Below are 25,958 nucleotides of genomic sequence, written 5' to 3'. Positions count from 1 at the left end.
CAACGTAACGTTCCCTTTAACGGGGTGAAAGGAAACACCATGACAGCACGGCTTCTCGAAGGAAAAATCATCCTCATTGTCGGTGCGAGCACCGGCATCGGGGCCGATGCCGCACGGGTATTCGCCCGCGACGGGGCGTCCCTGGTGCTTGCGGCCCGGAGTGAAGCCGGCCTCCGGACCGTCGCCGACGAACTCACGGCCGCAGGAACACCGGTGGCCTGGGTTACGGGCGACGTGAGCGTCGGAGCGGACGTGCGGCGCTTCGTCGATACTGCCCTCGAGCGGTTTGGGCGGCTCGACGGCGCGTTCAACAACGCCGGGCTCACCGGCGCCGGGATGCTTCACGACGTCAGCGAAGAAGACTTCGACCGGATCATGGCGGTCAACGTCAAGGGAGTCTGGCTCTGCATCCGCGAGGAGGTCCGGGCCATGTCCGGCGGGGGCGGCGGCTCCATCGTTAACGTCAGCAGCATCGGCGGCACCCGGGGCAGCTCGGGCATGGGCGCCTACCAAGCGACCAAACACGCCGTCATTGGCCTCACCCGCACCGCCGCCCATGACAACGGGCCGGCAGGTATCCGGGTCAACGCCATCGCTCCGGGGCCGATCGAAACGCCCATGCTGCAGAAGACCCGCGAAGCCATCCCCGGCGGCGTCGAGGCGCGCATCGCCGCCACCCCGCTCCGCAAAGCAGGTACCACTACCGAGGTCGGTGATGCCGCCGGCTGGCTCCTGAGCGACAGGGCAAGCCACATCAGCGGAGTCGTGCTGCCGGTGGACGGCGGATTCAGTTCCTGACCGCTTCGGGTCCGGCGGACGGCACCGGCTCCCGGCCGGCGACCCAGGCGACCGTGAACGGGGCATCGGTCCTCGCCCGTACCTCCTCGACGCTCACGGCGGGTGCTATCGCCGTCATCACCAGGCCGTCCTCCGTGACATCGAAAACTGCGAGGTTGGTGATGATCTCATCGACGCATTGCCTGCCTGTCAGCGGCAGGGTGCACTCCCTGACGATCTTGGCGCTGCCGTCCTTCGCCACGTGGTCGGTGACCACGATTACCCGAGGGGTGCCCGCGACCAGATCCATCGCCCCGCCCATGCCCTTGACCATTGCCCCGGGAACCATCCAGTTGGCGAGGTCGCCGCGTGCCGAGACCTGGAGCGCACCAAGGACGGCTGTGTTGATGTGCCCGCCCCGGATCATTCCGAACGACGTGGCCGAGTCAAAGAAGCTTGCCCCCGGGACAGCCGTGACGGTTTGCTTGCCGGCATTGATCAGATCGGCGTCTTCCTCTCCCTCATAAGGGAACGGCCCGATACCGAGCAGCCCGTTTTCACTCTGCAGAATGATGTTGACGCCTGCAGGAATATGGTTGGCCACCAGGGTCGGAATGCCGATGCCAAGGTTGACGTAGTCACCGTCCCGGAGGCCTGCGGCGGCGATCGCCGCCATCTCGTCCCTTGTCCAAGTCATGATCTGTTCCCTCCAGTCAGTGTGCGCGGCCGGGTTGTCCGCTGCTCGATGTCCTTGGCCAGGGACGTTGTCACCAGCCGTTGGATGTACACCCCCGGGGTTACTACGTGGTCCGGATCCAGGTATCCGGGGGCAACCAGCTCCTCGACCTCGGCGACTGCGAGCCGGCCTGCGGCTGCCACCAGGGGATTAAAGTTGCGGGCCGTATGGCGGTAAACGAGATTGCCCTCCCGGTCACCGCGGTAAGCGTGCACAAGGGCGACATCTGCAACGATCGCCCGCTCGAGGAGATATTCCTTTCCCCCGAACTCCATGGTCGTCTTGCCTTCGGCTACGGGGGTTCCCACCCCTGTAGCCGTGTAAAAGCCGGGGATTCCCGCTCCCCCCGCCCGGAGGCGTTCGGCGAGCGTTCCCTGCGGCACAAACTCCACGTCGAGGGTCCCTTGGAGATAGGCCGCGGCGAACCCGTTGTTTTCTCCCACGTAGGACGCGATGACCCGGGAAACCTGGCCGTTCTCGAGCAAAAGGCCGAGGCCTTTTCCATCCACTCCCATATTGTTCGAGACCACCGTGAGGTCCCGGACCCCGGAGTCCCGCACCGCCTCGATGAGGTACGACGGAATTCCGCTCAGTCCGAAGCCCCCAACCGCCAGGGTCATGCCGTCACTGAGCACGCCGTCGAGGACTTCGCGGGCGCTTGTCCACACTTTGGACATCGGAACTCCTTCAATCGGATGGAGGCGAGCCAAACAGGGTGGAAAAGCAGAATCAATAGGCCAGAATGAATTCGGCACTATGTGAATTCTGGTTTTCAAGTTGTCCACATACTGAATCGGTGAACCATGCCTGAAGCGCTTCCCGGAAGCCAAGTTGTTGCACGCGTGGCCGCCATCCTGCGCGCACTCAGCGCCTCCCCGGGCGGGCTGCCCACGAGGACGGTCGCTTCGACCACCGGGCTTACCCGGCCCACCACGTACCGGCTGCTTCGTTCCCTCGCACTCGAGGGATATGTCGATTTCGACGAAACCCGTTCCCGCTGGGTATTGGGTACCGAGCTGTTCGTGCTGGGAACCGTCGCCGGCGCGCGCCACGATATAACCGAACTGGCCATCCCCCATGTCCGGCGGCTCGCGGCAGTGACAGGTGAAAGCGCGTTTCTCTCCATCCGCCGAGGTGACGAGACGGTCTGCCTGCTTCGGGAGGAAGGCAGCTTCCCCGTGCGGTCTTTCGTCCTGTACGAGGGCGTGCGTTTCCCGCTGGGCGTCGCCTCGGCCGGACTCGCCATCCTCTCCTTCAGCAAGCCCGAGGAAGTCGATGCCTACTTCCGTCGCTGGGGAAATCCGTGGGGCACCGGACATTCCGAAGCAGAGATCCGGGACCGGATACTCCGCACCCGGGAACAGGGGTTCGCGGTGAACCCCGGCCTGATTGTGGAGGGCAGCTGGGGAATGGGCGCGGCCGTTTTCGACGCCACACGCAACGCGACGTACGCCCTAAGCATCACCGGCATCGAGCAGCGCTTCGGATCCGCAAGGCTCCCGGTCCTGGGCCGGGCGTTGCTTGAAGAGGCCCATCAGTTCAGCCGGCGCCTCGCGGGAAGGGCCGGCCGGTAACACCCGCGGACCGGCACCGCCTGCCAGCAGCTCGGTCCAGATGGAGTCAGGCCCCTGCGGGGACATCGGGAAGAGCGTCCATCCGCACTTCCGGAAGCGCCTCGAAGGCAGGCTTGGCAAACCAGTAGCCCTGGAACAGCCGGATCCCGGCGGCCTTGAGCACCCGGAACTCAGCCTCGGTTTCGATCCCCTCAGCCAGCAGCGTAATGCCGAGTTCCCGGGCGATGCCGATGATGCCGGCCAGGACGGCCTGGCGGGCAGGGCTGGTGTCGATTCCGCGGACGAGTTTCATATCGATTTTGATCAGGTCCGGCTGGAAATCAACCAGCAGGCCAAGCCCTGCATGGCCGGCACCGAAATCGTCCACGGCTGTGGTGAACCCGTGCTTGCGGTACTCGGTGATGATGTTGGTGAGGTGCGCGGTGTCGGAGACCTCTTCGTTTTCGGTGAACTCGAACATGATCGAGGACATCGGAAAGTTGCACCGGCGGGCAGTATTCAGGGTCGCCCGCAGGCAGGCAGCCGGTTCATAAACAGCTTTGGGCATGAAGTTGATGGAGAGCATCAGCTCCTCGCCCGCGGGAAACAGGCGCGAGGCCAGCTCAATGGCCTTGACCCGGCAGTCCTGGTCGAAGCGGTACTTCTGCTCCGGTGAAACCTTGGACAGGACCTCATAGGCCCCTTCCCCGGAGGCACCACGCACCAAAGCCTCGTAGCCCCACACCCGGCCGGCAGCGGCGTCGTAAATCGGCTGGAACGCCATACTGAAGTCGAAGTCGAGTTTTGAAGCCGTGCTGCAGCCGTTGCATGCCATGTGGTGTCCCCCCGAGTGAATAGGATCAGTACATTACTGCAGCTGGAACACGGAGGTGAGCACCCCGCCGCCCAGACGCACCGCGGCGTTACAGCAGCGGGTAAAGACCGCTGTGGGCGATGGCCCGTGCGTCCGTTCGGCGCTCAAGGTGCTGCCGGAACAGGGCAACTTCGGGCCCTTCGGGCCGGCCGAGCCGGGAGCCGGCGGCGATGAAGGCCGTGCCGAGGCGGATCAGTGCGCGGGAGGTGAATCCTGCATGAACGGTGGCGGGCGGGTAGTACCCGAGGCTGGCGGAACTCATGGCTGCTCCTGGAAATCGATGAGGGGAAAGGCGTTGAAGTGCAGTTGGACGGGGCGGGCGCCGGGGGTTCCGGGTTCGCTCCGGTAGGCCTCGAGCTTTTCCCGCAGGATCGCTTCCATCTCGCGGGTGAACTTCCGGAGCTGGTCTGCGGTGAGCTGGGCGTTGAGGGTACTGAGCATGGCGGCGTCCGCCCACTCTGCCGGCAGTTCGGACGGGCTGCCTGACGTAAAGGCAGCCAGGGCCTCCGCACGTCCCTGGACAAAGTGCCGGTTCACCTGCCGGGCCGCCTCGCGGACGGCAGGGTCCTGTTCGGACGAAGAGGTATTGACGGCCAGGGTGCCCCGCGGGCGTTCCCACCACCGCTCGCGTCCCGAGCCCCGGTTCTCGATTTCGCGGACCAGGCCGTGCCGTGCCAGTTGCCGGAGGTGGTAGCTGGTGGCTCCGCTGGATTCCCCCACCCGTTTGCCCATGCTGCTGGCGGTCTGAGGCCCGTACTGGGACAGGATGTCCAGCAGCTGCACCCGGAGCGGGTGGGCCAGGGCTTTGAGTACGGGGCCGTCGAGGACACGGTCACCGTCACGGGCGGGCTGCTTTTCGGGCAGTGGTTCTGCGGTCATGGAGCCAGCATGCCAGTGCAAAGGTTTATTTGCAAACGTTTCTTTGCATCTGCTCCGCAAGCAGTCCTGCGCCGCCCTGTGTGTGGCCTGCATTACTGTGGCTATGGATCCCAGCACCCACAAGCCTTCAAGGAGACCCGATGTCCGCTTCCGAAATGCGTTCCAAAACGCTTGAATACTCCCCGGCGGAACGGGACGTCGCGCGCATCTTCTCGCGGACCGGGCTCGAGCACCTGCAGGCGCTGGCCGCCGGCGAGGTTTCCGGCCCGCCGATCAGCAGTCATGTCGGCCTGCGGCTCGTCAGCGTGAGCGAGGGCGACGTCGTCATGACGGCGGAGCCTGACGAATCGCACTACAACCCCATCGGCTCCGTCCATGGCGGCTTTTTCGCCACCGTCCTGGACTCGGCCTGCGGCTGCGCCGTGCACTCGACTTTGCCGGCCGGCGTCGGCTACACCAGCCTCGAGCTCAAGGTGTCCTTCCTGCGGCCCGCCACCGCGGACACGGGCACTGTCACGGCCCACGGCTGGGTGACCAAGACCGGACGCAACGCAGCCTTTGTCGAAGCGGACCTGCGCGACGCCGCCGGCCGGGTCCTCGCTACCGCCTCAAGCACCTGCCTGGTGGTGGGCCCCGATCCATCGGGACGTTGAGCCTTACATATCCCTATTGTTTGCCCGCCCCGGCAAGCCCCCAGCGCCCTGCGCTCACGTCACCCTCCCATGGATTCGGCTATCTCGTGCGCCCAGCCTGCCACGCAGGCGCCCGGGCCGTCACACCCTTGAATCCCGGGGCGACTACCTGCAACCAGCAGCCTGCGGTTGCGGATCAGCGGGGGTTCACACGGTCCTCGTGCTTGCGTTGCGCCCGTGCAGCGAGGAACAACAAGGATCCGATCGCCACGTAGACGGCGGCACTGAGCCAGATAGCCGCGGATTGCTGGGTGAGGAGCGCAATGCTGGCAATGATCGCCAGGACCGGCATGAACCGGGGGGCGGAGAAGTGTTCATGGTCCACTTTGTCCTTTTTGAGGACAAGGACGCTGACGTTCGCGGACAGGAACACCAAAAGCAGGAGCAGCACGGTGGTTTCGGCCAGCGAGGCGACATTTCCGGTGAGCGTCAGGACAATCGTCAGCCCGGCCACCACCACAATGGAAACCCACGGGGTACGGCGGCCCGGCAGCACGCGGCTGAAGGCCCGAGGGAGCAATTCGGCTTCCGCCAGGCCGTAACCGACACGGCTGGCCATCACCATAAACAGCAGCGCGCCGTTGGCAATGGCAATCAGCGCGATGATGCTGAAGAGCCCCGGCGGGATGGCGACACCGCTGGCGCCGACGACGGCGAGGAGTGGGCCGGTGGACTCGGCCAGCTCCGTCGGGGCCATCACGATGACGGCGCCGAGGGCGATAAGGAGATACACCAGCCCGGCGGTGCAGATGGCGCCGAACAGTGCGCGGGGGTAGGCCTTGGAAGGATTACGTACTTCCTCGGCCATGTTTGCTGCCGCTTCGAAACCCAGGAAAGAGAAGAACGCGACGATCGATGCGGCGAAGGCGCCTTGCAGGGGCGGCACGTCCGGCGCGAACTCAAGGAGCCGGGAGGGTTCCCCGTTACCGGAGGTGAAAACGATGGCACAGACCACAATGACGATGACCAAGCCGGATACCTCGATGACGGAAGCTATCAGGTTCGCGGCGAGGGACTCCTTGACGCCGCGAAGGTTGATCAGGGTCAGCAGGATGATGAAGACAACCGCGGCGGGAGCTGCCGGCACATCGATGAGCGCCGTCAGGTAGTCGCCCGCGAAGGCGTTCGCCAGCGCGGCAGCCGTGGTGATTCCGGAGGCCATCATCAGGAATCCGACCAGGAAGGACACATAGGGGATGCCAAAGGCCCGGTCGGCGTAGCGGGCGGCTCCGCCGGCGTGCGGGTACTTGGTGATCAGTTCTGCGTAGGTTGCGGCGGTGAGGAGCGCGACCACCAGCGCGATCAGCAGGGGTAGCCAGATCGCACCGCCGACGTCGGAGGCCATGGTCCCCACGAGGGTGTAGATGCCGGCACCGAGGGTGTCGCCCACGATAAACGCGAACAGCAGCGGCACCCCGATGGCCCGCTTCAACCCGGGTGATGATTTTGATGTGGCAGTGCCGGTCTCTTCCGTCATTGGGCTATTGGATTCCGTTTGCTCCCCCCTGCGCAATACTTGGGCGGAATCCGGTGCACAAAAAGTGTTGGCCGGCAGGCGCACCGGCCTGCCATGGTGCCGGCGGGGGCGGATAGGCTGGGGTTCGCCAGCCAGCGGCCGTGCGCGGCAAACCGCCTCGAGCCCCTCACGACGAAGGACGCCAGTGTCAGACCCCCAGCCGCCCGCGCGCGGGCCGTATCCCGCCGTCGCACCGGACCCGCTGGGCCTGGTGCAGCGGCGCACCATGCGCGTGCTTGTTGTGATGCAGATTATCGGCACCGTCGGCGTCGGCGTGGCCCCCTCAATCGGCGTGCTGCTGGCAGGGGAAGTCACCAACAGCGAAGCATGGGCGGGGTTGGCACGGACGGCCAGTACGCTCGGGGCCGCCCTGCTCGGCCTGCCGCTGGGCAACCTGGCCGCCCGCCGCGGCCGCCGCATCGCCCTGGCCACCGGGTGGTGGACCGCCGCGGCCGGCGCAGCACTCCTGGTCGCGGCGGCCCAGTGGAGCCTGGTGGTGCCGCTGTTCATCGGGCTGCTGCTGATCGGCGCCGGGTCCGCTGTCAGCCTCCAGGCCCGGTTCGCTGCTACCGATCTTGCCGAGCCGCACCACAAGGGCCGCTCCCTGGCCCTGGTGGTGTGGGTGGGCACCATCGGTTCCGTGCTCGGCCCGAACCTGGGGGTGCCGGGCGAGATCATCCACCGGGCTACCGGACTCTCCGTGTTCGCCGGGGCGTTCCTGGTGGCCGCCGCCTGCCTGGCCCTGGCCGGCGTCGTTGTGTTCCTCCGGCTGAAGCCGGACCCCCTGCTGACCCTGCAGGCCAGTGTCCCCTCCCCCGCGGCACCGGCCGGGAAGAAACGGGCTCCGGTCCGCCGTATCCTCGCGGAACTGCGCATCAACCGGCCGGCCCGCTTTGCCATGATTGCCATCCTTTCCGCCCAGGTGGTGATGGTGTCGATCATGACGATGACCCCGGTGCATCTTGCGCACCAGGGCGGATCGATCACGGTTATCGGCATCACGATCAGCCTGCACATCGCCGGTATGTACGCGCTGGCACCCCTGGTCGGATTCATTGTGGACCGCCACGGCCACCGGCCCAGCATCGTGGCGGGCATCCTGGTGTTTACAGCATCGGCAACGATCGGTGCCCTCCGGCCTGCGGACACCGGCTGGATCATGGTGTCGCTGTTCCTGCTCGGCGTCGGCTGGTCATTCATCAACGTAGCCGGCTCCGCCCTGTTCAGCCGGGTCGTCTCAACCGAGACCCGCGCATCCTCCCAGGGCGGCGTCGACGCCCTCGCAAACCTGTGCGGCGCCGTGGCCGCCTTCGCCGCCGGCCCGCTGCTCGCCGCCAGCAGCTTCCCCGTGCTTTCAGTCCTCGCCACCGCTGTCCTGCTTCCGCTCGCGGTCCTCACCGTCCGACGCCGGCACAAGACTGGCTGAGCCGGCGGGAAAGGGCAGCAACCACCAATCCGCGCCTTGCGAGCCGGCATCATGCCCAGCCGGTGCACAAACCCGGGACGGTGTGGCACCTTTTCCTTAGACGATGAGCCTTTGAAGCAGATCCGATTAACCCGGTACCGGCACCGCCGCAACCCATGAGGCCGTCGGCCCGGACGTGCCGCCGGTCCAGACATAAGGAGTCACCTTCATGAGCAACTCCAAGCCCCAGGTCCTGGTTGGCGTCGAGACCGGCACTGCTGCAGCGGTAGTCGAGGCGGCGGCAGGCTTGGCCGACCAGCTCGGTGCAGATCTGGTCTGCGCCCATGTTGACGACTCCAGCGAGCAGGTGGAGCAGCGGTCCGACGGAACGGTGGTGTCGACGCCGCTGAATCCGGACCTGCCTTTCACCGAGAAAGAGGAGATCGATCCCGGGCTGCGGGCAGAGATTGCGGGGATCCTGGATCCCCACCCGGTGAAATGGTCCGTCCGGGCGCTGGCCGGCGGGCCGGCACAGCAGCTTGCCCGGCTGGCGCAGCAGTTGGACGCGGCAATGATTGTGGTCGGCACCCGGGAAGCCGGTTTCCGGGGCTCCGTTGAGGAGTTTTTCACCGGCTCCGTAGCCGTGCAGCTATCCCACCGCCAGCATCGTCCGGTGGTTATGGTCCCGCTCAACCCTGTCCTCGACGACGGTCTGCTGCCATGGGAGCGGACGGAGTAGGCGAACGCGCCGTGCCGGGGAGGCAGGGTCCGGTCACAGCAGCACGCCGCCCGAGATTTCGAACCGCTCCCCCGTTGCCCAACGGAATTCTGAGGAGACCATGGCCGCAATCGCGTCGGCAATGTCCTCCGGCCTGCCCACCCGCCCGAGGGCGGTCTGCCCGGACAGTGCCGCGCGCATGGTTTCGTCATCGCGCATGGCTCCGCCGTTGAAGTCGGTCGCGGTGGGCCCGGGCGCAATCGAGTTGATCCGGACGCCTCGCGGACCCAGTTCGACGGCGAGGCTGCGGGTCAGTGCCTCTAGTGCCTTTTTCGACGCCGCATAGACAGAGGTCGCCGGACTCACGTGCCGGCTGAGCGAACTCGACACGTTCACGATGCTCGCCCCGTCCGACAAGTGGGGCAGGAAGGCCTGCGTGAGGAACAGCGGACCCCGGACGTTGACCGCAAACGTGGTCTCGAAGTCTTCGGCAGTAATGCCGCCGAGCGGCGCGAACAGTCCAACTCCGGCGTTGTTGACCAGCACGTCGAGAGTGTCGGCGTCCCATTTCTCCCCAACACCGTCGAGCACTGCGGTACGGGCCGCTTCGATGGAGGACAGGTCCGAGACGTCCAGCCGGACGGCGATGGCTTCTCCGCCGGCGTCGGTAATTTCGTCCACGACGTCACCTGCACCGTTCCGCGACGCGGCGACGACGTTGATTTTGTTCCGCGCCAAATCGAGCGCGGTGGCTCGTCCGAGTCCGCGGTTGGCTCCGGTGACGAGGGCAATGCGGGTCATGTCGTCTCCTGTAAGTAAATGGATACTTACCGCTAAGCTAGTGTCCGGGCACGGGCCCGTCAAGACCTGATCAGGGGGAACCGCATGGCACGCGACGCCGAAGCTACGAGGGAGCGGATTCTCTCCGCGGCGACCATCGAGTTCGCGGCCCACGGCCTGGCCGGCGGGCGTGTGGAGCGGATCGCTGCCCAGGCACGGAGCAACGTCCGGATGATCTACGCATACTACGGCAGCAAAAGCGGCCTGTTTGATGCCACCGTCGCGGACGCCCTGCGCCGTATGGCAGAGAATGTCCCGCCGCGCTCCGAGGACCTCGCAGGCTGGGCCGGAGACGTGTTCGACCATCACCAGCGCTTCCCGGAAGTCCTCCGCCTCAGCATGTGGGCCCGGCTTGAACGGCCCGAAGCCACCGCGGAGCCGGGCGATACCTACCGGAGCAAGACCCTCTCCGTCGCTACGGCTGCCGCCCACCCACTCTCCGCCGTCGACATTCTGGTGTTTATCTACGCCATAGCGCAGGCCTGGCAGCTTTCACCGGAGGGTCTGACTGGTCTCGCGGAGAACCCGACCCGTGGTGAGGAGGTTGCCGCCCGCCGGCAGGCGGTTGTCACCGCCGTCGAACGGATGCTGCATGCCCCAGGCTGAGCGGGGTGCGGGTTAGCCGGCGTTCACCCGGTCCTCGTGCTTGCGTTGCGCACGGGCAGCGAGGAACAACAAGGATCCGATCGCACGTAGACGGCGGCACTGAGCCAGATAGCCGCGGATTGCTGGGTGAGGAGCGCAATCCTGGCGAAGGTTGATCAGGGTCAGCAGGATGATGAAGACAACGGCTGCGGGGGCTGCCGGCACATCGATGAGCGCCGTCAGGTAGTCGGCCGCGAAGGCGTTCGCCAGCGCGGCAGCCGTGGTAATTCCGGAGGCCATCATCAGGAAGCCGACCAGGAATGACACATAGGGGATGCCAAAAGCCCGGTCAGCATAGCGCGCGGCTCCGCAGGCGTGCGGGTACTTGGTGATCAGTTCCGCGTAGGTTGCGGCAGTGAGGAGCGCGACCACCAGCGCGATCAGCAGGGGTATCCAGATAGCCCCGCCGACGTCGGAGGCCATGGTCCCCACGAGGGTGTAGATGCCGGCACCGAGGGTGTCGCCCACGATAAACGCGAACAGCAGCGGCACGCCAACGGCGCGCTTCAGCCCGGTTGGTGTTTTTGCTGCGGCCGTGCCGGAATCTGTCGTCATTGGGCTATTGGCTTCCGTTTGCTGCCCCTGCGCAATACTTGGGCGGAATCCGGTGCACAAAAAGTGTTGGCCGGTAGGCGCACCGACCTGCCATGGTGCCGGCCGGGGCAGATGAAACGGGCTCCGGTCCGCCGCATCCTCGCGGAACTGCGCATCAACCGGCCGGCCCGCTTTGCCATGATTGCCATCCTCGCCGCCCAGTCTCGGCGGAGACCCGCGCATCCTCCCAGGGCGGCGTCGACGCCCTGGGAGGATGCGCCCGGATCAAGAGACGGCTCGGAACTGGTTGGCGTGTTCCCTGGCCCACTGGGCAAAGGTTCGCGGGCTGCGTCCAGTTACCTCTTCAATGGTGGGCAGGACCGTGCCGGCAGCTGCGGGTGGGTTGGCGGCCAGCTGGATGCCGAACTCGACATAGTCCTCGTCGTAGCCGTAGCCACGAAGCCGCTCGCGCTCCGCCTCCTCACTCAGTTGAACGAACCTGATCGGCTCACCGGTTGACTCAGCGAGTAGCTGTGTTCGCTGAGCAGTGGTGAGTGCCTCCGGTCCGGTCAGCGGATAGGCTTTGCCGCCGTGCCCGTCTGAGGTGAGCGCCGTGGCTGCCACTGCGGCGATGTCGGCTTCGTGCACGACGGCGCTGGGGTAGTTGGCGAGCATGGAGACCGTGCGTGAGGCACGGACCTCGGGTGCCAGGTCGAGGGCGTTGCCCATGAACTCGGCCGGTTGCACGATCGTCCAGCTGATGGAGCTGGCCTTCAGGGCCCCTTCGATGCTGGTGGGTGACCAGCCGCCTAGGACCGTGGCTCGGCTGATGCCGGAACGCTCGGCGAGCCGAACGATCTCCGCTCCGTTCGTGAGATCCTCGCCGTCGTCACCGCCGAAGGTGATCAGGTGGATAGCGTCTATGCCCTCGAACGCCGATCTAAGGCTGGTGATGCCGGTCAGGTCGCCGGCTACCGCCTCGACACCGGCGGGCAGATCGGCCTTGGCGGGGTTGCGGGTGAGCGCACGGACCGTGTGCCCGGACTCGTGTAGCTGAGACACGAGGTGGCGTCCGACCTGGCCGGTGGCTCCGGTGACGAGAATGCGCATGGGGCAGGTCCTTTCATTGGCGGTCCGGTGCTGAGCTCGATGATCACGGGGCTCGTCCGATCTGGTACTGATCCCAGCGTGGCAGGGCTTGCGGTCAGCTCCTGTCCGCAAGGCCCCCCGGCGGACTGTTGTCGGCGGTTCTTGCCCATGTTCTGTTGCTCCTCGTCCAGGCTCAGCTCCGATGATCTGCGCAGCGGGACTGGTGGTGCTTCCCGCCGGAACGTGTGCTGCCCGGGGTCGGCGGGCAGATGTCCGGGGCGTGCGGCAACCGACCCGCCCCGCTGGGCACCGGGTGTGTTCTGCTCGATGTCATACTCAACACCATGGTGGTCCTGCATGTTCTCGCTGTCAGCGTTGCACTGCTCGCTGGCGCTATCGTGCTTGTCCTGCGCAAGGGCACAGCTCTCCATAGAAGGTTGGGGTGGCTGTATGCTGCGTCCGCCTCGGTGATGGCATTTTCTTCCTTCGGCATCTACGAGATAAGGAACGGGCCCAGCCTCTTCCATGCCATATCAGTGGTGGTCCTCGTCCTTGTGGGCTTCGCCGTTTACCAGCCTTTACGGCGGCCGAGAAGCTCCACTTGGATGTCCCGCCATCTCGTGCTCATGCAGACTTCGTATCTCATGTTGGTGGTAACGGGGATAGCCCAGTTCTTCGATCAGCTGCCTTTCGAAAGTCCGGCGATAAATGCGATTGTTTTCCTCCAGCTTCCTCTCGTTATGGGTATTGTCCTTATTTCAGTTTCGGCACGAGCGCACTTAAAAACACCGCTTTCCCGCCATGGATGAGCCGCGGCACAGCCGAAACCCTGGAGGCCGTAACGTTGTGCCCTACAGCTTCGGAAAGGGGTGCGCGTTGTGAATAAAGCCGAGGTGACCCTGGGAAGTTATCCCCGTGACGATGTCGCATGGGCGAAAGACGGCAAGGTTCGGGAAGGCCGTGCGACAGTACTGGTCCGCCAGCCTGACGGAACGCTGAAGCCCGCCGGTGAAGTCTCTTTGGGGGACGGGAGCGTTATGCATCCCGATGTGGAAGTCGGTGGCGAGTTCGTCGTTGAGCTGCACGCCCGCTTCGAGTCGGAGATCTACGAGCGCCGGGTGACCTTCATTGCCAGTGGTGACGAGGCCAGCGACGTTTTTGTATCGGCTATCGGGCCCGGCGCGCACGCCGAGCCGAAGGCCGGCCTGTTTAAGCGCACACGGTATTCAGGCTTCGAGTTTGGCGTGCTGGTTATGGCCGCCACCACCGAGCAGGGCACCCGTCTCAGCGGCACGTCAGGCCCGCTTATCAAGCATGGACCCGGCGACGGCGTAGCCGCTATTTAGCCGCCGCAGCAGGGGCCGCGTTCGGCTCGTTGGCGGCGAGCTCTGCGGTTAGTTCCAGGCACCGCAGGCGGGCCGGGGAGTAGTCGTAGGGCATCATTTTGACGGCGTCGATGAGGCTTACGCACGCTTCCCCCGCGCCGGCGTCCTCCCCACGTGCCGTGCCGGCGGGGTTCAGGGCATCCCAGGAGTCGAAGAGCTCATCGTCGCTCTGCGCCTGGCCGGAATTGATGATGGCGGCGTCCAGTTTCCCTTCAAAAGCGTGCCGGTCAGCGGCGGCCTGCACCACGCGGGGGTCCTCGACGGCGACCGTGTCATCGAGCGCTTCCTCCGCGGCCTCCACGCGGTCCGATTCCTCCCGCAGACCCGGGTGCGCGGCCATGACGGTGTAACGGCCGGCATTAACGGCCGCTCCGAGCGGCCCAAAAATCCGTTCCATGACCAGCAGGCTGTCCAACTCCGCCTGGCGCAGCCAGCCCGCCGGCAGCTCCTCGAGGCGTCCCGTGACGACGTCGGAGAGCAGGCCCATCCGGCCCTCCACGGTGCGCATGCGCTTTACGACGACGGCGGCGGCATCGCCGCCGTCGTCGTCACCGGCAGGAGCCGGGTCGGCAAAGACTTCACGGATGTCATCCACGGCCATCGCGGCGTCGGCCATTTTGCGGATCCACAGCAGCCGGATCATGTCCTCATAGCCGTACCTGCCGCCGCCGTCGCTGCCTTGTGCGGGCTCGGCCAGCAGGCCAATCCGTTGATACTCACGGATCGTTTCCGGTGCGGTGCCGGTGAACTGTGCCGCGTCAGCAATCCCGACCTGGCGCGGCGGAAGCGGGACAAGCGGTGAGGGCATGTACGGGGCCTTCCATAACGGGGCGGGACGTCACGCCCGGACTCCACACCCGGACTTCATGACGGTGCTGACAACCTTTCGCAAGACACTACCGGGCGGAGGGCACCCGAATCCCGCTGAACTGCTCTATGTCACTTGTAGCCTTCATATATGACTTCCCTCGCTGCCGCCCACATCAGAATTGCACGGCCCACCAAGGATATGGATGCCGCCATACGTTTCTGGGTGCAAGGCTTCGGTATGACATTGGAGGGGCGGAAGCCCAGTGAAACCGGCACGCTGGAGGAGCTGGCGTTTATCGGCTGGCCGGGCGGAAATTGGCATCTCGAGCTGGTTCTGGACCGGGAAATTACTCCCGCGCCTAGCGAGGAGGACCTTCTGGTTCTCTATCTTGAGGGTCCGGTTGAGGACCAGCTTCTGGAGAGCATTGAGAATGCAGGCGGGCGGCGGGTGAGCGCACGCAATCCGTATTGGGACGAGCATGGGGTCACCATCGCTGATCCCGACGGCTATCTGGTGGTACTGTCCACGCGTTCCTGGAGCTGAGGTTCGAGCCCGTCCAGGTATTGGTCGATGAGACGCTGAGCCCGTTCAGATGTCATTCGATCGGTCTCAGTTACCCTGGCGATGGCCAGGCCATCGAGCAGTGCCATGAGCATGGCGGCGTCATCCGGGGCGAGGTCCGGATTCCATTGCCGGAGCAGGGTTGTCAGGCCTTCTTCCATCAGGCGCCAGGATGCCTGATGGGCGCTGGCAACTGCACTGCTGGTTGTGGCCTTCGAGGCGTAGGACAACCAAATCACCGAAGCGGTGCGGGATTCATCGTCCACTCCCCCGAGAATCCTGCACACTGCGTCCAGATTCTGCCGCGCCGATGCCTCCGGGTGCACTGCGGAGCCCACCCGCTCGATGAAGTTCCTGGAGACCTCGTTCATGGCCGCCATGATCAAATCGTCTTTCGTCTTATGGTGATGCTGGACGGCGCCTATCGAGAGGCCGGCGGCTGCAGCAACGTTGCGGATCGTCACCTCTTCAAGACCGCGCTCAACCAGAATGTCCTGCACAGCCGTAAGAATGCGCTGGGCGCCCGCCGAAGTCATGGTTTGAGATTACTCCGAACCAAACCATACGTTCGTATTGTATGCTCGGGGCATGACACGACTTCGTTGGGGCGCCGCGCTGTGGACGCTGTGCCTCCTGACCTTTCCGGCGCAGGTAATTGCGGCAGCGCAGTGGCCAAACCCGTACTCCTGGTCCTCAAATTTCATTAGCGATCTCGGCGTGACCGCCTGCAGGACGTTCGACGCCGGCACGCACGTCGAGCGCTACATCTGCTCCCCCGGCCATCTGCTGGCCAACGGTTCCACGATTGCCAACGGAGCCCTGATGGCTGTCGGAGCCATCCTTCTGTGGTCGGCCTGGCCTCGACAGCGGGTAGGGAAAGCCGCGATGTCCTTCCTGGCCGCGGGCGGTGCGCTTGTGATGCTGGTCGGTTTCCTACCCTGGGATACTCACCCGGAGGCTCATGACGCCGCGGCCCTGGCCCAGGCCCTGATGCAGTGGATCGGAATGGCCATCCTCGCCGTCGCACTCAAAGGCAGCACGGCAGCACGGTGGGCGTTAGCCCTGACCCTGGCGAGTCTCGCACTCTCGATCGCCGGCTTTGTTCTCTTCATCGATGCGATCAGCGGTGGGCCATCGATTTCATTGGGCCTTGGCATTACCGAGCGCCTCGCCTTCGATACCCTCACCATATGGGGCGCCGTGCTGGGCGTGATCCTACTGATGACGACACCCGGCCGCCGGAGCACCACCTCAAGCCAGGAAGCGGTTCCTGGTTCCGCGCCGACGACGCCCACAGTTGCATAATGAGGCCATAAACCGTCCGGGTGTTGTGCCGCTGCCAGAACAGGGAGGAGTAAAAACAGTCCCATGATTCTCCCTGCTGTCCGCGATCCTCGTCTCGTGTCTGTCCGACGCGGTGGACTTTTGACGGAAGCCGATCACCGGCTCCTGGCGTTGTGGGCGGCTACCTGCGCAGAGCATGTCTTAGAGCTCTTCGAGATATCAAACCGTGCGGATGATCGGCCTCGTAGGGCGATTGAAGCTGTACGGGCCTGGACGCGCGGTGAAGTGAAGATGATGGCCACTCGTGCAATCGGCGGACACGCGATGGGTGCTGCGCGTCCGTTGCGTGGCGCTTCCCGGTTCGCCGCGTACGCGGCCGGGCAGGCGGCCTGTGTCGCCCACGTTCCGGAACATAATCTGGGGGCGGCCGCGTATGCCATCAGGGCTGCTGCTGCGACGGCACCTCACGATCAGGAACGGGGCGCCGCGCGTGCTGAGCGCGACTGGCAGCGTCAGCAGATACCGGACCGTCTCCATTCCCTGGTCCTGGAGGACCAGGCCCGCAGGAATAGCATCTGCTGGTCTGTTTTCTGATCGCGTTTGCAGCAAGGCTTGAAGAGCCCCTCCCGCCAAAGCAGGCAAAACAACCGTGAGATAGGAAGATGATGTTGCTATGACGAAGCAGGAAGCCCTGCCTTTGCGCATTGCGTTCGCAGTCCTAGCTCTCGGAGCACTACTGCTTCAGCTCATTCTCATTCCGCAGGCGGGTGACAGCTACGCCGGCAGATTTCCCGAAGCTGCGTATCTCGCTTTCCCCTATACCGCAGCAATTACGGTCGGGTTCATCGGTTTTGAAGTGGCGTTGGTGGCAGCGTGGCAGCTCGTCTCCGCTGTCCTGACGGAAAGGTCGCTGGACAGCCGGACAGTCGGATGGACCAACGTTATGACGGCTTCGCTTGCGTTCATGGCAGCGGTCTTTGCCGGCGTGTGTGCCCATGCCCTGTCCTGGACGAAGTTTGGAGGCCCGGCAATCCTTTTCGGGTTTTTTGTTTCCCTCGCCCTGCTTGCCGGTATCTTCGCTGTTCGGCACGGGCTAAGGGATTGGTTGGAGAATGCCTCGGACGAGGGCTCTCACCAGTAGCCAATCCGCATCAGCCTCTCGGCTTCACCAACTATCTTCATGGGAGCGTGAAACGAGTGGGGCAGGCTTAGCCACCCAACGACCGCTACTGAATCGCCCCAAGTGCAGGCCCATGCGCCACTGCTTGGACAATGTAAAAGGATTTCAAGACTCACACGGGGAGATTGAGCGCGATGACAAAGGCCGAAGAAAACCAGATTGCCTGGGGCCGGGGGACGTGGCGTAACCCGCCGATACAAGTCGTCGCTGACGGGAATTGTCTGCAGGTGACCGCGGCCGGGCACAGTGATGCGTGGAGGTACACCTCGTATGGGTTCGTCCATGACAGCGCACATGCTCTCCTTGCGCCGCTAGGTGCTGAGGGTGCAATGGAGGTCTCGTTTCTCCTGGACTACTCGGAGCAGTTCGATCAGGCGGGAATCTTCCTGCACGTCTCGGAGTCGGTGTGGATCAAGGCCGGCGTCGAGGTTTCCGACGGGATTCCGCAGGTTGGTGCCGTCGTCACGCACGAGGTCTCGGACTGGTCGGTGGCACCTGTTCCGGAGTGGATCGGTCAGGTCATCACGGTGCGGTTGAGCAGATCCGGTGACGCTGTCACCATCAGGGCACGCGCCGGCGATGAACCTTTCCGCCTCATCCGCGTCGCTCCCCTGAGCGAGACCGCGAGTGCCGCGGCCGGTCCGTTTTGTGCCTCGCCCACGCGGGATGGTCTGACGGTCACCTTCACCCGATGGGTCGAAACCGGCGCGGATCCGTCGCTGCACCCTGAGAGCGACTAGCGTCGCGTGCTCCGTCAGCCTCGGGTCGCAAACCGGACCTGGATCCATTTGAGTTCAGTGCGTGGAAGTACGGCGGTCACGACGCCGCCGGTAAAGCGGGCTCCGACGCCGTAGACGAACGGGTCGGTATCGACCTCTGCACCGGGCACATCGACTCCGTTGACGACGGTCCTGGCGTGGCCGTTGACCATCCGGCCGGTAATTATGGGTGCGTGCTGGTCCCAGGGGTTGGCCCCTGGCCAGAGCTCTTGCCGGTACTGGTTCATGAGGATGTAGTTGACATGGTCAGCCAGGAGGCTTTGAACCGAAGAACGCTCCGACGGCTCGCGGTGCCAAGTGGTTCGCACGGCCTCCCACAGCTGCGGATAGCGCATTCGCTCCACCTGCTCGATCAGCCACGGAGGCCGGGGCCAGGGCGGAACTTCCTCGATCGATCTGCGGGTCTCCTCGTCGAGGTCCGCGAGGTTAACCGGGTCTGAGCGATCATCCGGGTTTCGCCAGAGAGTGTAGGTGATGCTCGCTGTCATTTCGCTGTACCCATGTTCCCCCATGGCGGAGTTCAGGCTGACTAAGTCCGTGTCCTCCAGCGACGGCTGGGGTACAAGCCCCAGCACCGGAATAGGCATGCGCTTCAGGTTTTCGGCCCATTCAACACGGGGATCGGGGGCGTCTTCGGGGAGAATACCGACCACTCTCATGCCTTGACTATGAATCAAGCGAAGATGTCTGTAAATGGGAATGAGTTTCAGGCCGCAAATGTCCCGTAAAGGACCGGATCGCGACGCTCGATCGCCGGGAACAACGCGGTGCAACGCCATGCCTGTTTCTGCTGCGGCCTAGCGGCAAAACGCGCATCTGCGACAGAGCCCTGTTAGTTTCGGGTCATGGGGAGCATGGAAGACGGCATTCTTCACTCGATCGTGGATATCGCTATTAAGGACCTGTCGCCGGCTGCACAAGCGGCTCAGCGACAGGTTGTAGAGATCGGGTCAGCTCATATTGTTGTTCTGCTGCATGGGGCGGCTGCGGTTCGGATCGGACGCGATCCGCGCATGAACGTTGAGATGCGAAAGCGCCAGGAACTAGTAGACAGCATTCCGGTATCGATCGGATTCCACGTACCCAGATCGTTGGGCCCGGCAGTAACGCTAAATGAGTTTTCAGCCGTTGCGGTTGAACTGGTGCCCGGCTCACCTTGTCCTGCAGGTGAAGGTGAGCCATCAGAGCTACAGGACTTGCTCGCCCGGATGTCATCCATTCCCACGGAGCCAATCTCAGGGTTGCTCGCTGAGCCTCTGGCATTTTGTGGGGGGCCGGAGTGGTATCGGATCCAGCGCGAAGAGGTACTTCCACGCCTGAAGCAGGAGGTGCAGAGGCAAGCCATGGATGCGATCTGGGCGTTGGTGAACCTTGAGCCAGTCAAGGAAGTGTTTGCCCATGGCGATCTCGGGGGCCACAACGTCTTCTGGGAGGGCGGGCGCATGTCGGGTGTACTCGACTGGGACCTGTCTTCCCGAAGCGACCTGTCCACCGACCTCGCCTGCGTGGGTGTTTGGAACGGATGGAAACAACTTTCACTCATTGCGAATGCTGCGGAGGTGCGCCGGGCCTCCGTCCGGCGGAATACCTTTCGGCTCCAGCAGCTTGCCTTCGCCATTCTCCATGAACGGCCTCCAGCAGAGATCGACAGGGCGGTCTCAAGAGCAAATTCCTGGTTCGAGAAACAGTCCTTTTGAGCGAACGACCGTGGCCCGCCGTCGGCACCTGAAGATAGGCCACATGTAGCGATGGGGACGGGCTGACCTGAAGATGTAGATACAGGGCGCGTTGCTTGCGTGTGCGGCCAATGGCCGCACGACGCTCGGGCAGCCAGGGCCTTACAAGGGCGACTACCCTAGCCACATGAGCCTGCAAGAACTTATGGAGTTAGAGCATCAGGGCTGGGAATCGCTGTGCAACAGCACCGGTGCCGACTTCTACGGTCGAATCATGACAGACGACGGCGTCATGGTCCTGGCACACGGTCAAGTGTTCAGCCGACAGGACGTCATTGACTCACTCAATGAAGCACCACCATGGCGTTCCTACGACATCGATGAGGAACGACTCATCCCACTCGGGGAATCCGCCGCCGTGCTCGTCTATCGAGGTACTGCCTACCGCGACAACCCAGCACCGGCATTCGAGGCCCTAATGACCAGCGTGTATGTCCGTAACAGCCACGGTTGGGCTCTCGCGTCGTATCAGCAGACTCCGATCCCAAGCTGACCACCACGCACGCTGAGGGATCCCCCACCGCGACGTCAAAACGCCACTCCCCGCTCCATCGGCGACGAATGGCTACCCATCGAGGTCCCGACGGCGAAAACCAGTGAAACCGATCAGCAGGAACACCGCAGTCACGGCGGAGATTCCCACCAACCCGCCCCACCCGGCGTCGTCGACGGAAACGTTGGGAACGTGCCAGAACGGACTGATCGCCAGTACCCAGTCCCAGAGCCTGAACGTCGGGCCCAGCAACGTGAGCACGAAGGAAATAAACACACCAGCCCAGGACGCGATTACCACCTGCGGCCGCGCACCGACGACCGCCACCGAGACGGCGGTAGCCGTCCATACGGCCGGAACCGTCACGACGGCCTGCAGCAGAACCTTGCCGGCGTCGATGCCCAGGTCCCCGGAGGCCAGCGCCGTGATGATGGCTCCAGCGAGAAGCAGGTACATGGTTGGTGTGGCCAATGCGAGCATGGCGTTTGCCGTGAAGTAACGGGAGCGCGGAACGGCGGCGGCCAGAACGGGCTCAAGCCGGCCCTCCAGTTCCTCGATCCGCACCTTCTGCAGGATCTGCACGCCGGGAATGGCGGCGAGAATACCGACCAGGCTCAGGATCGTCACCAGGAAGGCCGGCGCAAGGCCATCCGGCGTGGCTGCGCCGGATGCGAGAACCGAGGCGGCTGCGCTGTCACCGCTCAGGATGTCCTTAAAGGAGCGGGCAAAAAACCCGAAGACCACCCCGATAATCAGAAATGCAACGGTCCACGTCAGGAGCGGGGCACGGTTCAGCCGGACCGCCAGGCTCCACGGAGTTCCAACCCTGCCCCGGGCGGGGCCGGGTCCGGGGACGATTGCCCCCTGCCCGAAGTCGCGCCGCGACTGCAGCACGAAGGCTATAGCGAGCAGGACCAGGGTAAGAGCCATTGCGGGGAGCAGCGTCCACCAGTGGTTGCCGCTGGCCGGCCGGGTTTCCGTCATCCAACTCAACGGATTTATCCAAGACGTCCAGTCCGGTGCCTCCACCGAATACAGAAAGCCGCGCAGCAGGAAAAGCGCGCCGAAGGTACCCACAGCCAGCGAGTTCGCCGTCCGCGCATCGGATCCCAGCTGCGCGGTCACAGCGGCGACCGCCGCGAACATCCAACCGGTGGCAGTGAACGTTGCTCCCAGCAGCAGGGAGGCATTCCAGCCGCCGCCGCACCAGGAAGTGACGACTCCGGCGACGCCGCCCAGAGCCACCGAGCCGATCAGGGCCAGGCTCACTCCCGCCAGCAGACGGCTGCTCCGGCCCAGCACACCGGATGCTAGAAGCTCGGCCTGTCCGGAGTCCTCCTGGCCCCGGCTGGACCGGGTGACGGTGAAAATCGATCCGAGTGCGGCGAGGAATCCGCCCAGGGCGAGGCTGCGCCAGGCGTTGAAACCGTCGTCGGTGCTCAGATCGTAGGCGGGCCCGAAGATCAGGCCCAGTGCCGGGTTGGAGCCAATGGCAAGGGCCAGTCCGAGGCGGTCCTGCTGGGTGGGAAAGACCCATGGGTAGACGAGCACGGAGGACGCAGAGAGCGCCGTCGCGATCAGGATCCACGGCACAAAGCTACGTCCGTCGAACCGGACAGTAGCACGCAGCAGGGGCCCGGTACCCGTCAGGGCGTTACTCATGGGCGCGCCGTGGAGAGGGGGTGTCATCGTCGTACAGCCGCAGGAAGAGGCTCTCCAGCGAGGGCGGTTCAACGGTCAGCGATGTGATGCCGAACGGGGTGAGTGCTGCCATTGCCTCACCCACCCGTGCGGACTCCACCACAGCCGTGAGTTTGCCGCCGTCCAGGTGCACGTTCCCGAATGCGGTCAGCTGGCCGGGCAGCGGGTCACGTTCCAGAGTGGCGTGGACGGCCGTGGTGGTATGCCCGCGAAGCTGGGCCAGCGTTCCTTCCTCCACAATCCGTCCGTCCCGGATAATGCTCACCCGGTCCGCGAGGGTTTCGACTTCGGCGAGGATATGGCTGCTGAGCAGCACCGTAGTGCCGCGTTGCTTTGCCTCACCGATCACTTCCTGGAAGACGTTCTCCATCAGCGGGTCCAGACCGCTGGTTGGCTCGTCGAGGATCAGGAGTTCGACGTCGGAGGCCAGTGCGGCGACGATGGCTACCTTTTGCCGGTTGCCCTTGGAGTACTGGCGGCCCCGCTTCGCGGGATCCAGCTCAAACCGCTGGATCAGTTCCGCCCGCCGCCCCTCGTCCAGCCCGCCGCGGAGCGATCCCAGCAGGTCGATGGCCTCGCCGCCGGTCATGCCCGGCCATAACGCGACATCGCCCGGCACATAGGCAAGCCGCCGATGCAGCGGCACGGCCTCCCGCCACGGATCCTTTCCCAGGACATGCAGGTCTCCGGCGTCGGCCTTCAACAGCCCCAAGAGCACGCGGATAGTTGTTGATTTCCCTGCACCGTTTGGCCCCAGAAAACCGTGCACCTGCCCACGCTGAACCTGTAGGTTCAGCCCGTTCAGAGCCTGGAATTTCCCGAAAGACTTCTCCAGCCCCTGAACACTGATGACCGACTCCGCGCTCATAGCCTCCCCGTTCTCTAGTCATGCCTAGAGCTAGTGTGCTGGCAAATCACCATGGTGGCGATGTCAGCAAGGGGTTCCTGAGGATCTATGCCGGGATCACTGCGGATTATTCTTGACCACGTCGAGGAGTATGTCTGGCCGGGCGGCGTGCAATGAATCATGAACCGGGTGCTGCTGCCGCGGGACCACAGCGATGCGGACAGTTCCCCCTGAACCAGCACTCCGCCATGGTGACCAACGTAAAGCGAAGAGGACAACATCGGGTTCGTGGGAGTCGGCCAAAACCTCGTCCATGCAGTCCTCACGAACATCCGGCTGAAGTGGTTCTAGAACCCCGGAATGCCGACCACCGCGTTCGGCTTCGGCGGGTTGGGCATCAGGCTCACCGCGACTCCCCATGCCCGTTCAGCAGAGCCGAGCAGCAACTATTCAACACCCAGTGGTTCTTCGCCTGAACGATGCAAATAGTAGACCTCAGTGTCTCCTCAGACCGGGACGCCCCGAACGGGGCCCGGCACACTGATCGCCGCTCTGGCCGCCGGCGCACACATTGGCGTCAACTTCGGCGACGCTTTCCTGCAAGCCGTCGCAACCGTGCCCGCGGTCTGGACGGTCATCGCGGTATCCGTAGCCGTCGTCGGCGCCCGACCTCAGGTCAGCCTCGCCGCATGGCTGGGTGTCCTTCTCTCGTTTGGGCTGACCCTGCTCGGCCCAACATTCAAGCTCCCGGATACGACCCTGGCGATCAGCCCGTTCTGGCACATCCCAAACGCCACCAGCCCGGAGCCCGACTGGTGGGGACTGCTGTGGATCACCCAAGTCATTGCGCTGTTCCTGCTTGTCGGGTTCGCGAGGTTCCGCCGCCGTCGACCTCGTGCGCTGACCATCTTTTTTAGGCCACAGACACTTCTTCACGGGGCTCGTCATCACGCTGGGCGTGCGGCGCGGGTGTCGCTGCAGCTGCCCGTGCATGGGCGGTGAGCGTGAGGACGACGCCGACGGCGGTCCAGCCGATGAGGATCCACCACTGCGGGGCGAGGTTCGCATCGGGGAAATAGCTCAGGGAGCGAATGAGCCAGTTCGACGCTCCCGGAACGAAGAACTGCCCGATCTGGCCCCAAGGCTCAGTCAGGAACTGCCATGGTGTCGTCGCCGAGGAGATTGGGTTAGCCACGAACATGGTGATGACCGCGCCGACGCCGATGCCCTTGGCGCCAAGCAACGACTTGCAGCCCACGATGAACGAAGCGGTTGCGAGAACCGACAGTCCCATCGCGGCGGCATTGATCCAGAAATCCCCCTGCAGGTATTCGAACCAGGACTGCAGGACAAGGGTGAGGCCGAGCCCTGCAGCAACGGCGAATCCGGCCAGGGCGGCCAGCCGCCGGGCGGCTCCGGCAACCAACAGCGAGATTACGATGCCGCCGATCATGCCTCCCATCGTCAATGGGAAGGAGGCAGCCGCCAGCCCGCTGCCGCAGGTAGGAACTCGCATTCCTGGAGCCCGTAAGCCGGTCCTACTCCGCGGCACATGCAACCGCACTTACTGGCATTGACATGCCCGGATACCTGTTTGACCTCGTGGTTCGCGTATACCCCGCCCGGGCATGCGCCCGATGAAGGTAGCCCAACCGCTACATTCGCAACCATGAGTGCCCACATCGTCGGTTATGCCCGGGTGTCCACCAGCGAGCAGGACCTCACGGTCCAACAGAACCAACTTGCAGCCCTCGGCGTCCCCGCGGACCTGGTTTACACCGACCACGGGCTGACCGGCACCAACCGTGACCGGCCGGGGCTACGCCAGGCCTTGGCAGCGGTGCGTGACGGGGACACGCTGGGGTCCGTCCACGATCCCTCGGACCCTGTCGGGCGGCTGCTGTTCAACGTCCTCGCGATGGTCGCCGAGTTTGAATCCGACCTCATCCGCGCCCGAACCCGAGAAGGCATGCAGGTTGCCAAAGCCAAGGGCAGGCTTCGCGGTAAGCAGCCCAAACTCTCGAAGCTGCAGGAAGCACACGTGGTCTCCCTATATAACGCAGGGGAACATACCACCTCCGAGATCGCCGAACTCTTCAAAGTCGCTCGAAGTACTGTGTACCGCATCGTCCAGCGATCACACCCCCAGACAGCTAACGCACGACGGCGTCCCCACTCACCGTCCGCCCCGCCCCCGCCCGTAGAACTAGGCTGGGGGCATGGCAACAGTAATCCTCGTGCGGCACGGCCGCACCACCGCCAACGCCTCCGGTCTGCTGGCCGGCCGGACCCCCGGCGTCGAACTCGATCAGGTGGGCCGCGACCAGGCCGCCGCCACCGGTGACCGGCTCGCCGTCGTCCCCTTGGCCGGTGTGGTGTCCAGTCCGCTGGAACGCTGCCGGCAGACGGCGCAGTTCATCCTGGACCGCCAGGCCGGCACTCCGCACACCCCGGTCGAGGACGGCCTCACCGAGTGCGACTACGGCGCCTGGCAGGGCCGCACGCTGGAGGACCTCGCGAAGGAGGAGCTCTGGAAGACGGTGCAGTCCCAGCCCTCCGCCGTCACCTTCCCCGGCGGCGAGTCCATGGCCGCGATGCAGGCCCGCTCGGTGGCCGCCATCCGGCATCACGACGCCGCGTTCGAGGCCGAGCACGGGCCCGGCGCCGTCTGGGTGGCGGTAAGCCACGGGGACATCATCAAGTCGGTCCTTGCCGACGCACTCGGTATGCATCTGGACATGTTCCAGCGCATCAACGTGGGTCCGGCCTCCGTGTCGATCGTCCACTACGGCGCGGGACGGCCCACCGTCCTGGCCACCAACACCGACGCCGGCGACCTGTCCTGGCTGGCCGCTCCCCCGCCGTCCGAGGATGCGCCGGTGGGTGGTGGCGCAGGCCACGCGGCGCCGCCGGCGCAATGAGC

32 protein-coding genes and 1 pseudogene are annotated in these 25,958 nt (G+C 64.6%); 18 read left to right on the top strand and 15 right to left on the bottom strand.

The window, feature by feature from the left end; all coding sequences use genetic code 11:
* Positions 1-39 precede the first annotated feature (39 nt).
* Positions 40-798 (top strand): SDR family NAD(P)-dependent oxidoreductase, encoded by a 759-nt coding sequence (locus MUK71_RS01465; protein ID WP_227929291.1) that lies wholly within the window; start codon positions 40-42, stop codon positions 796-798.
* Here the strand turns inward: MUK71_RS01465 and MUK71_RS01460 are convergent.
* Both MUK71_RS01460 and MUK71_RS01455 read right to left on the bottom strand, forming a co-directional pair.
* On the bottom strand, positions 788-1,474 hold the full coding sequence (locus MUK71_RS01460; RefSeq protein WP_227929290.1) for a CoA transferase subunit B: 687 nt from the start codon (positions 1,472-1,474) through the stop codon (positions 788-790). The two genes, MUK71_RS01465 and MUK71_RS01460, sit on opposite strands and share 11 nt — an antisense overlap.
* The gene (locus MUK71_RS01455; RefSeq protein ID WP_227929289.1) at positions 1,471-2,190 is read right to left on the bottom strand and encodes a CoA transferase subunit A; all 720 of its coding nucleotides are present in this window, start codon (positions 2,188-2,190) and stop codon (positions 1,471-1,473) included. Before MUK71_RS01455 ends, MUK71_RS01460 begins: the two co-directional genes overlap by 4 nt.
* Before the next feature lie 126 nt (positions 2,191-2,316).
* Between MUK71_RS01455 and MUK71_RS01450 the strand changes: the two genes are divergently transcribed.
* On the top strand, positions 2,317-3,087 hold the full coding sequence (locus tag MUK71_RS01450) for an IclR family transcriptional regulator (RefSeq protein WP_227929288.1): 771 nt from the start codon (positions 2,317-2,319) through the stop codon (positions 3,085-3,087).
* A 46-nt stretch (positions 3,088-3,133) separates the two neighbouring features.
* On the opposite strand, the gene MUK71_RS01445 is transcribed toward MUK71_RS01450, so the two are convergent.
* The 3 genes from MUK71_RS01445 to MUK71_RS01435 form a co-directional block, all read right to left on the bottom strand.
* Positions 3,134-3,901, bottom strand: a complete 768-nt coding sequence (locus MUK71_RS01445) for an EAL domain-containing protein (RefSeq protein WP_227929287.1) — start codon at positions 3,899-3,901, stop codon at positions 3,134-3,136.
* A gap of 88 nt (positions 3,902-3,989) precedes the next feature.
* The gene (locus MUK71_RS01440; RefSeq protein WP_227904792.1) at positions 3,990-4,202 is read right to left on the bottom strand and encodes a hypothetical protein; all 213 of its coding nucleotides are present in this window, start codon (positions 4,200-4,202) and stop codon (positions 3,990-3,992) included.
* Positions 4,199-4,819, bottom strand: coding sequence for a winged helix-turn-helix domain-containing protein (locus MUK71_RS01435; RefSeq protein WP_227904790.1), 621 nt, complete (start codon positions 4,817-4,819; stop codon positions 4,199-4,201). Before MUK71_RS01435 ends, MUK71_RS01440 begins: the two co-directional genes overlap by 4 nt.
* A 140-nt stretch (positions 4,820-4,959) precedes the next feature.
* Here MUK71_RS01435 and MUK71_RS01430 point away from each other — a divergent pair, with 140 nt between their 5' ends.
* Entirely contained in the window at positions 4,960-5,472 is a 513-nt protein-coding gene (locus MUK71_RS01430) for a PaaI family thioesterase (RefSeq protein ID WP_227904788.1), read from the top strand.
* A gap of 175 nt (positions 5,473-5,647) precedes the next feature.
* Here the strand turns inward: MUK71_RS01430 and MUK71_RS01425 are convergent, their stop codons facing one another.
* Complete coding sequence (locus tag MUK71_RS01425; protein ID WP_227929286.1) at positions 5,648-6,988, bottom strand: APC family permease; 1,341 nt, start codon at positions 6,986-6,988, stop codon at positions 5,648-5,650.
* A gap of 184 nt (positions 6,989-7,172) precedes the next feature.
* On the opposite strand from MUK71_RS01425, the gene MUK71_RS01420 reads away from it, so the two are divergent.
* Positions 7,173-8,453 (top strand): MFS transporter, encoded by a 1,281-nt coding sequence (locus tag MUK71_RS01420; protein WP_227929285.1) that lies wholly within the window; start codon positions 7,173-7,175, stop codon positions 8,451-8,453.
* 208 nt (positions 8,454-8,661) lie between these two features.
* Positions 8,662-9,171 (top strand): universal stress protein, encoded by a 510-nt coding sequence (locus MUK71_RS01415; RefSeq protein WP_227929284.1) that lies wholly within the window; start codon positions 8,662-8,664, stop codon positions 9,169-9,171.
* 33 nt (positions 9,172-9,204) lie between these two features.
* Here the strand turns inward: MUK71_RS01415 and MUK71_RS01410 are convergent, their stop codons facing one another.
* The gene (locus MUK71_RS01410; protein WP_227929283.1) at positions 9,205-9,951 is read right to left on the bottom strand and encodes an SDR family NAD(P)-dependent oxidoreductase; all 747 of its coding nucleotides are present in this window, start codon (positions 9,949-9,951) and stop codon (positions 9,205-9,207) included.
* 84 nt (positions 9,952-10,035) lie between these two features.
* Between MUK71_RS01410 and MUK71_RS01405 the strand changes: the two genes are divergently transcribed.
* Positions 10,036-10,596: a TetR/AcrR family transcriptional regulator gene (locus MUK71_RS01405; protein ID WP_227929282.1), complete on the top strand. Its 561-nt coding sequence runs from the start codon at positions 10,036-10,038 to the stop codon at positions 10,594-10,596.
* A gap of 12 nt (positions 10,597-10,608) precedes the next feature.
* Here the strand turns inward: MUK71_RS01405 and MUK71_RS01400 are convergent, their stop codons facing one another.
* Positions 10,609-11,190 carry an amino acid permease gene (locus tag MUK71_RS01400; RefSeq protein ID WP_227929281.1) on the bottom strand — a complete coding sequence of 194 codons (582 nt, stop codon included), beginning with the start codon at positions 11,188-11,190 and terminating at the stop codon, positions 10,609-10,611.
* Between the two features lie 264 nt (positions 11,191-11,454).
* On the bottom strand, positions 11,455-12,279 hold the full coding sequence (locus MUK71_RS01395) for an NAD(P)H-binding protein (protein WP_227929280.1): 825 nt from the start codon (positions 12,277-12,279) through the stop codon (positions 11,455-11,457).
* A 323-nt stretch (positions 12,280-12,602) separates the two neighbouring features.
* Here MUK71_RS01395 and MUK71_RS01390 point away from each other — a divergent pair, with 323 nt between their 5' ends.
* Positions 12,603-13,067, top strand: coding sequence for a DUF2306 domain-containing protein (locus tag MUK71_RS01390; protein WP_227929279.1), 465 nt, complete (start codon positions 12,603-12,605; stop codon positions 13,065-13,067).
* Between the two features lie 84 nt (positions 13,068-13,151).
* Positions 13,152-13,604 (top strand): hypothetical protein, encoded by a 453-nt coding sequence (locus tag MUK71_RS01385; RefSeq protein ID WP_227929278.1) that lies wholly within the window; start codon positions 13,152-13,154, stop codon positions 13,602-13,604.
* Here the strand turns inward: MUK71_RS01385 and MUK71_RS01380 are convergent.
* Positions 13,597-14,451, bottom strand: a complete 855-nt coding sequence (locus MUK71_RS01380) for a MerR family transcriptional regulator (protein WP_227929277.1) — start codon at positions 14,449-14,451, stop codon at positions 13,597-13,599. The two genes, MUK71_RS01385 and MUK71_RS01380, sit on opposite strands and share 8 nt — an antisense overlap.
* Before the next feature lie 150 nt (positions 14,452-14,601).
* Here MUK71_RS01380 and MUK71_RS01375 point away from each other — a divergent pair, with 150 nt between their 5' ends.
* Complete coding sequence (locus MUK71_RS01375; RefSeq protein ID WP_227904764.1) at positions 14,602-14,997, top strand: VOC family protein; 396 nt, start codon at positions 14,602-14,604, stop codon at positions 14,995-14,997.
* On the opposite strand, the gene MUK71_RS01370 is transcribed toward MUK71_RS01375, so the two are convergent.
* Positions 14,961-15,551: a TetR/AcrR family transcriptional regulator gene (locus MUK71_RS01370; RefSeq protein WP_227904761.1), complete on the bottom strand. Its 591-nt coding sequence runs from the start codon at positions 15,549-15,551 to the stop codon at positions 14,961-14,963. The genes MUK71_RS01375 and MUK71_RS01370 overlap by 37 nt on opposite strands.
* A 52-nt stretch (positions 15,552-15,603) precedes the next feature.
* Between MUK71_RS01370 and MUK71_RS01365 the strand changes: the two genes are divergently transcribed.
* The 4 genes from MUK71_RS01365 (at position 15,604) to MUK71_RS01350 (ending at position 18,219) form a co-directional block, all read left to right on the top strand.
* Positions 15,604-16,320, top strand: coding sequence for a DUF998 domain-containing protein (locus MUK71_RS01365; protein ID WP_227929276.1), 717 nt, complete (start codon positions 15,604-15,606; stop codon positions 16,318-16,320).
* 63 nt (positions 16,321-16,383) lie between these two features.
* Positions 16,384-16,893 carry a putative immunity protein gene (locus MUK71_RS01360; protein ID WP_227929275.1) on the top strand — a complete coding sequence of 170 codons (510 nt, stop codon included), beginning with the start codon at positions 16,384-16,386 and terminating at the stop codon, positions 16,891-16,893.
* A gap of 79 nt (positions 16,894-16,972) precedes the next feature.
* Positions 16,973-17,440 carry a DUF2975 domain-containing protein gene (locus MUK71_RS01355; protein ID WP_227929274.1) on the top strand — a complete coding sequence of 156 codons (468 nt, stop codon included), beginning with the start codon at positions 16,973-16,975 and terminating at the stop codon, positions 17,438-17,440.
* Between the two features lie 173 nt (positions 17,441-17,613).
* Positions 17,614-18,219: a DUF1349 domain-containing protein gene (locus MUK71_RS01350; RefSeq protein WP_227929273.1), complete on the top strand. Its 606-nt coding sequence runs from the start codon at positions 17,614-17,616 to the stop codon at positions 18,217-18,219.
* Positions 18,220-18,233: 14 nt separating this feature from the next.
* Here MUK71_RS01350 and MUK71_RS01345 read toward each other — a convergent pair whose 3' ends face one another.
* Complete coding sequence (locus tag MUK71_RS01345; protein ID WP_227904747.1) at positions 18,234-18,917, bottom strand: hypothetical protein; 684 nt, start codon at positions 18,915-18,917, stop codon at positions 18,234-18,236.
* A 186-nt stretch (positions 18,918-19,103) separates the two neighbouring features.
* Between MUK71_RS01345 and MUK71_RS01340 the strand changes: the two genes are divergently transcribed.
* On the top strand, positions 19,104-19,955 hold the full coding sequence (locus MUK71_RS01340; RefSeq protein WP_227929272.1) for an aminoglycoside phosphotransferase family protein: 852 nt from the start codon (positions 19,104-19,106) through the stop codon (positions 19,953-19,955).
* 166 nt (positions 19,956-20,121) lie between these two features.
* Positions 20,122-20,487, top strand: coding sequence for a nuclear transport factor 2 family protein (locus MUK71_RS01335; RefSeq protein WP_227929271.1), 366 nt, complete (start codon positions 20,122-20,124; stop codon positions 20,485-20,487).
* A gap of 72 nt (positions 20,488-20,559) precedes the next feature.
* Here the strand turns inward: MUK71_RS01335 and MUK71_RS01330 are convergent, their stop codons facing one another.
* Positions 20,560-22,149, bottom strand: a complete 1,590-nt coding sequence (locus MUK71_RS01330; protein WP_227904740.1) for an ABC transporter permease — start codon at positions 22,147-22,149, stop codon at positions 20,560-20,562.
* Positions 22,142-23,056, bottom strand: coding sequence for an ABC transporter ATP-binding protein (locus tag MUK71_RS01325; protein ID WP_227904738.1), 915 nt, complete (start codon positions 23,054-23,056; stop codon positions 22,142-22,144). Before MUK71_RS01325 ends, MUK71_RS01330 begins: the two co-directional genes overlap by 8 nt.
* 477 nt (positions 23,057-23,533) lie before the next feature.
* Between MUK71_RS01325 and MUK71_RS16350 the strand changes: the two genes are divergently transcribed.
* A complete protein-coding gene (locus MUK71_RS16350; RefSeq protein ID WP_489884320.1) occupies positions 23,534-24,037 on the top strand; it encodes a hypothetical protein in 504 nt (167 codons plus the stop codon).
* On the opposite strand, the gene MUK71_RS01320 is transcribed toward MUK71_RS16350, so the two are convergent.
* The gene (locus tag MUK71_RS01320; RefSeq protein WP_227904736.1) at positions 23,949-24,551 is read right to left on the bottom strand and encodes a hypothetical protein; all 603 of its coding nucleotides are present in this window, start codon (positions 24,549-24,551) and stop codon (positions 23,949-23,951) included. The genes MUK71_RS16350 and MUK71_RS01320 overlap by 89 nt on opposite strands.
* 153 nt (positions 24,552-24,704) lie before the next feature.
* Here MUK71_RS01320 and MUK71_RS01315 point away from each other — a divergent pair.
* Positions 24,705-25,178: pseudogene (locus MUK71_RS01315) on the top strand (recombinase family protein); the annotation flags it as partial.
* Between the two features lie 76 nt (positions 25,179-25,254).
* The gene (locus MUK71_RS01310; protein WP_227929270.1) at positions 25,255-25,956 is read left to right on the top strand and encodes a histidine phosphatase family protein; all 702 of its coding nucleotides are present in this window, start codon (positions 25,255-25,257) and stop codon (positions 25,954-25,956) included.
* Positions 25,957-25,958: the final 2 nt, after the last annotated feature.

It is taken from the genome of Arthrobacter zhangbolii (assembly GCF_022869865.1).
GTDB lineage: Bacteria > Actinomycetota > Actinomycetes > Actinomycetales > Micrococcaceae > Arthrobacter_B > Arthrobacter_B zhangbolii.
The sequence above is the reverse complement of the archived record's forward strand: the minus strand, read 5'-3'. Positions and strand labels throughout refer to the sequence as shown.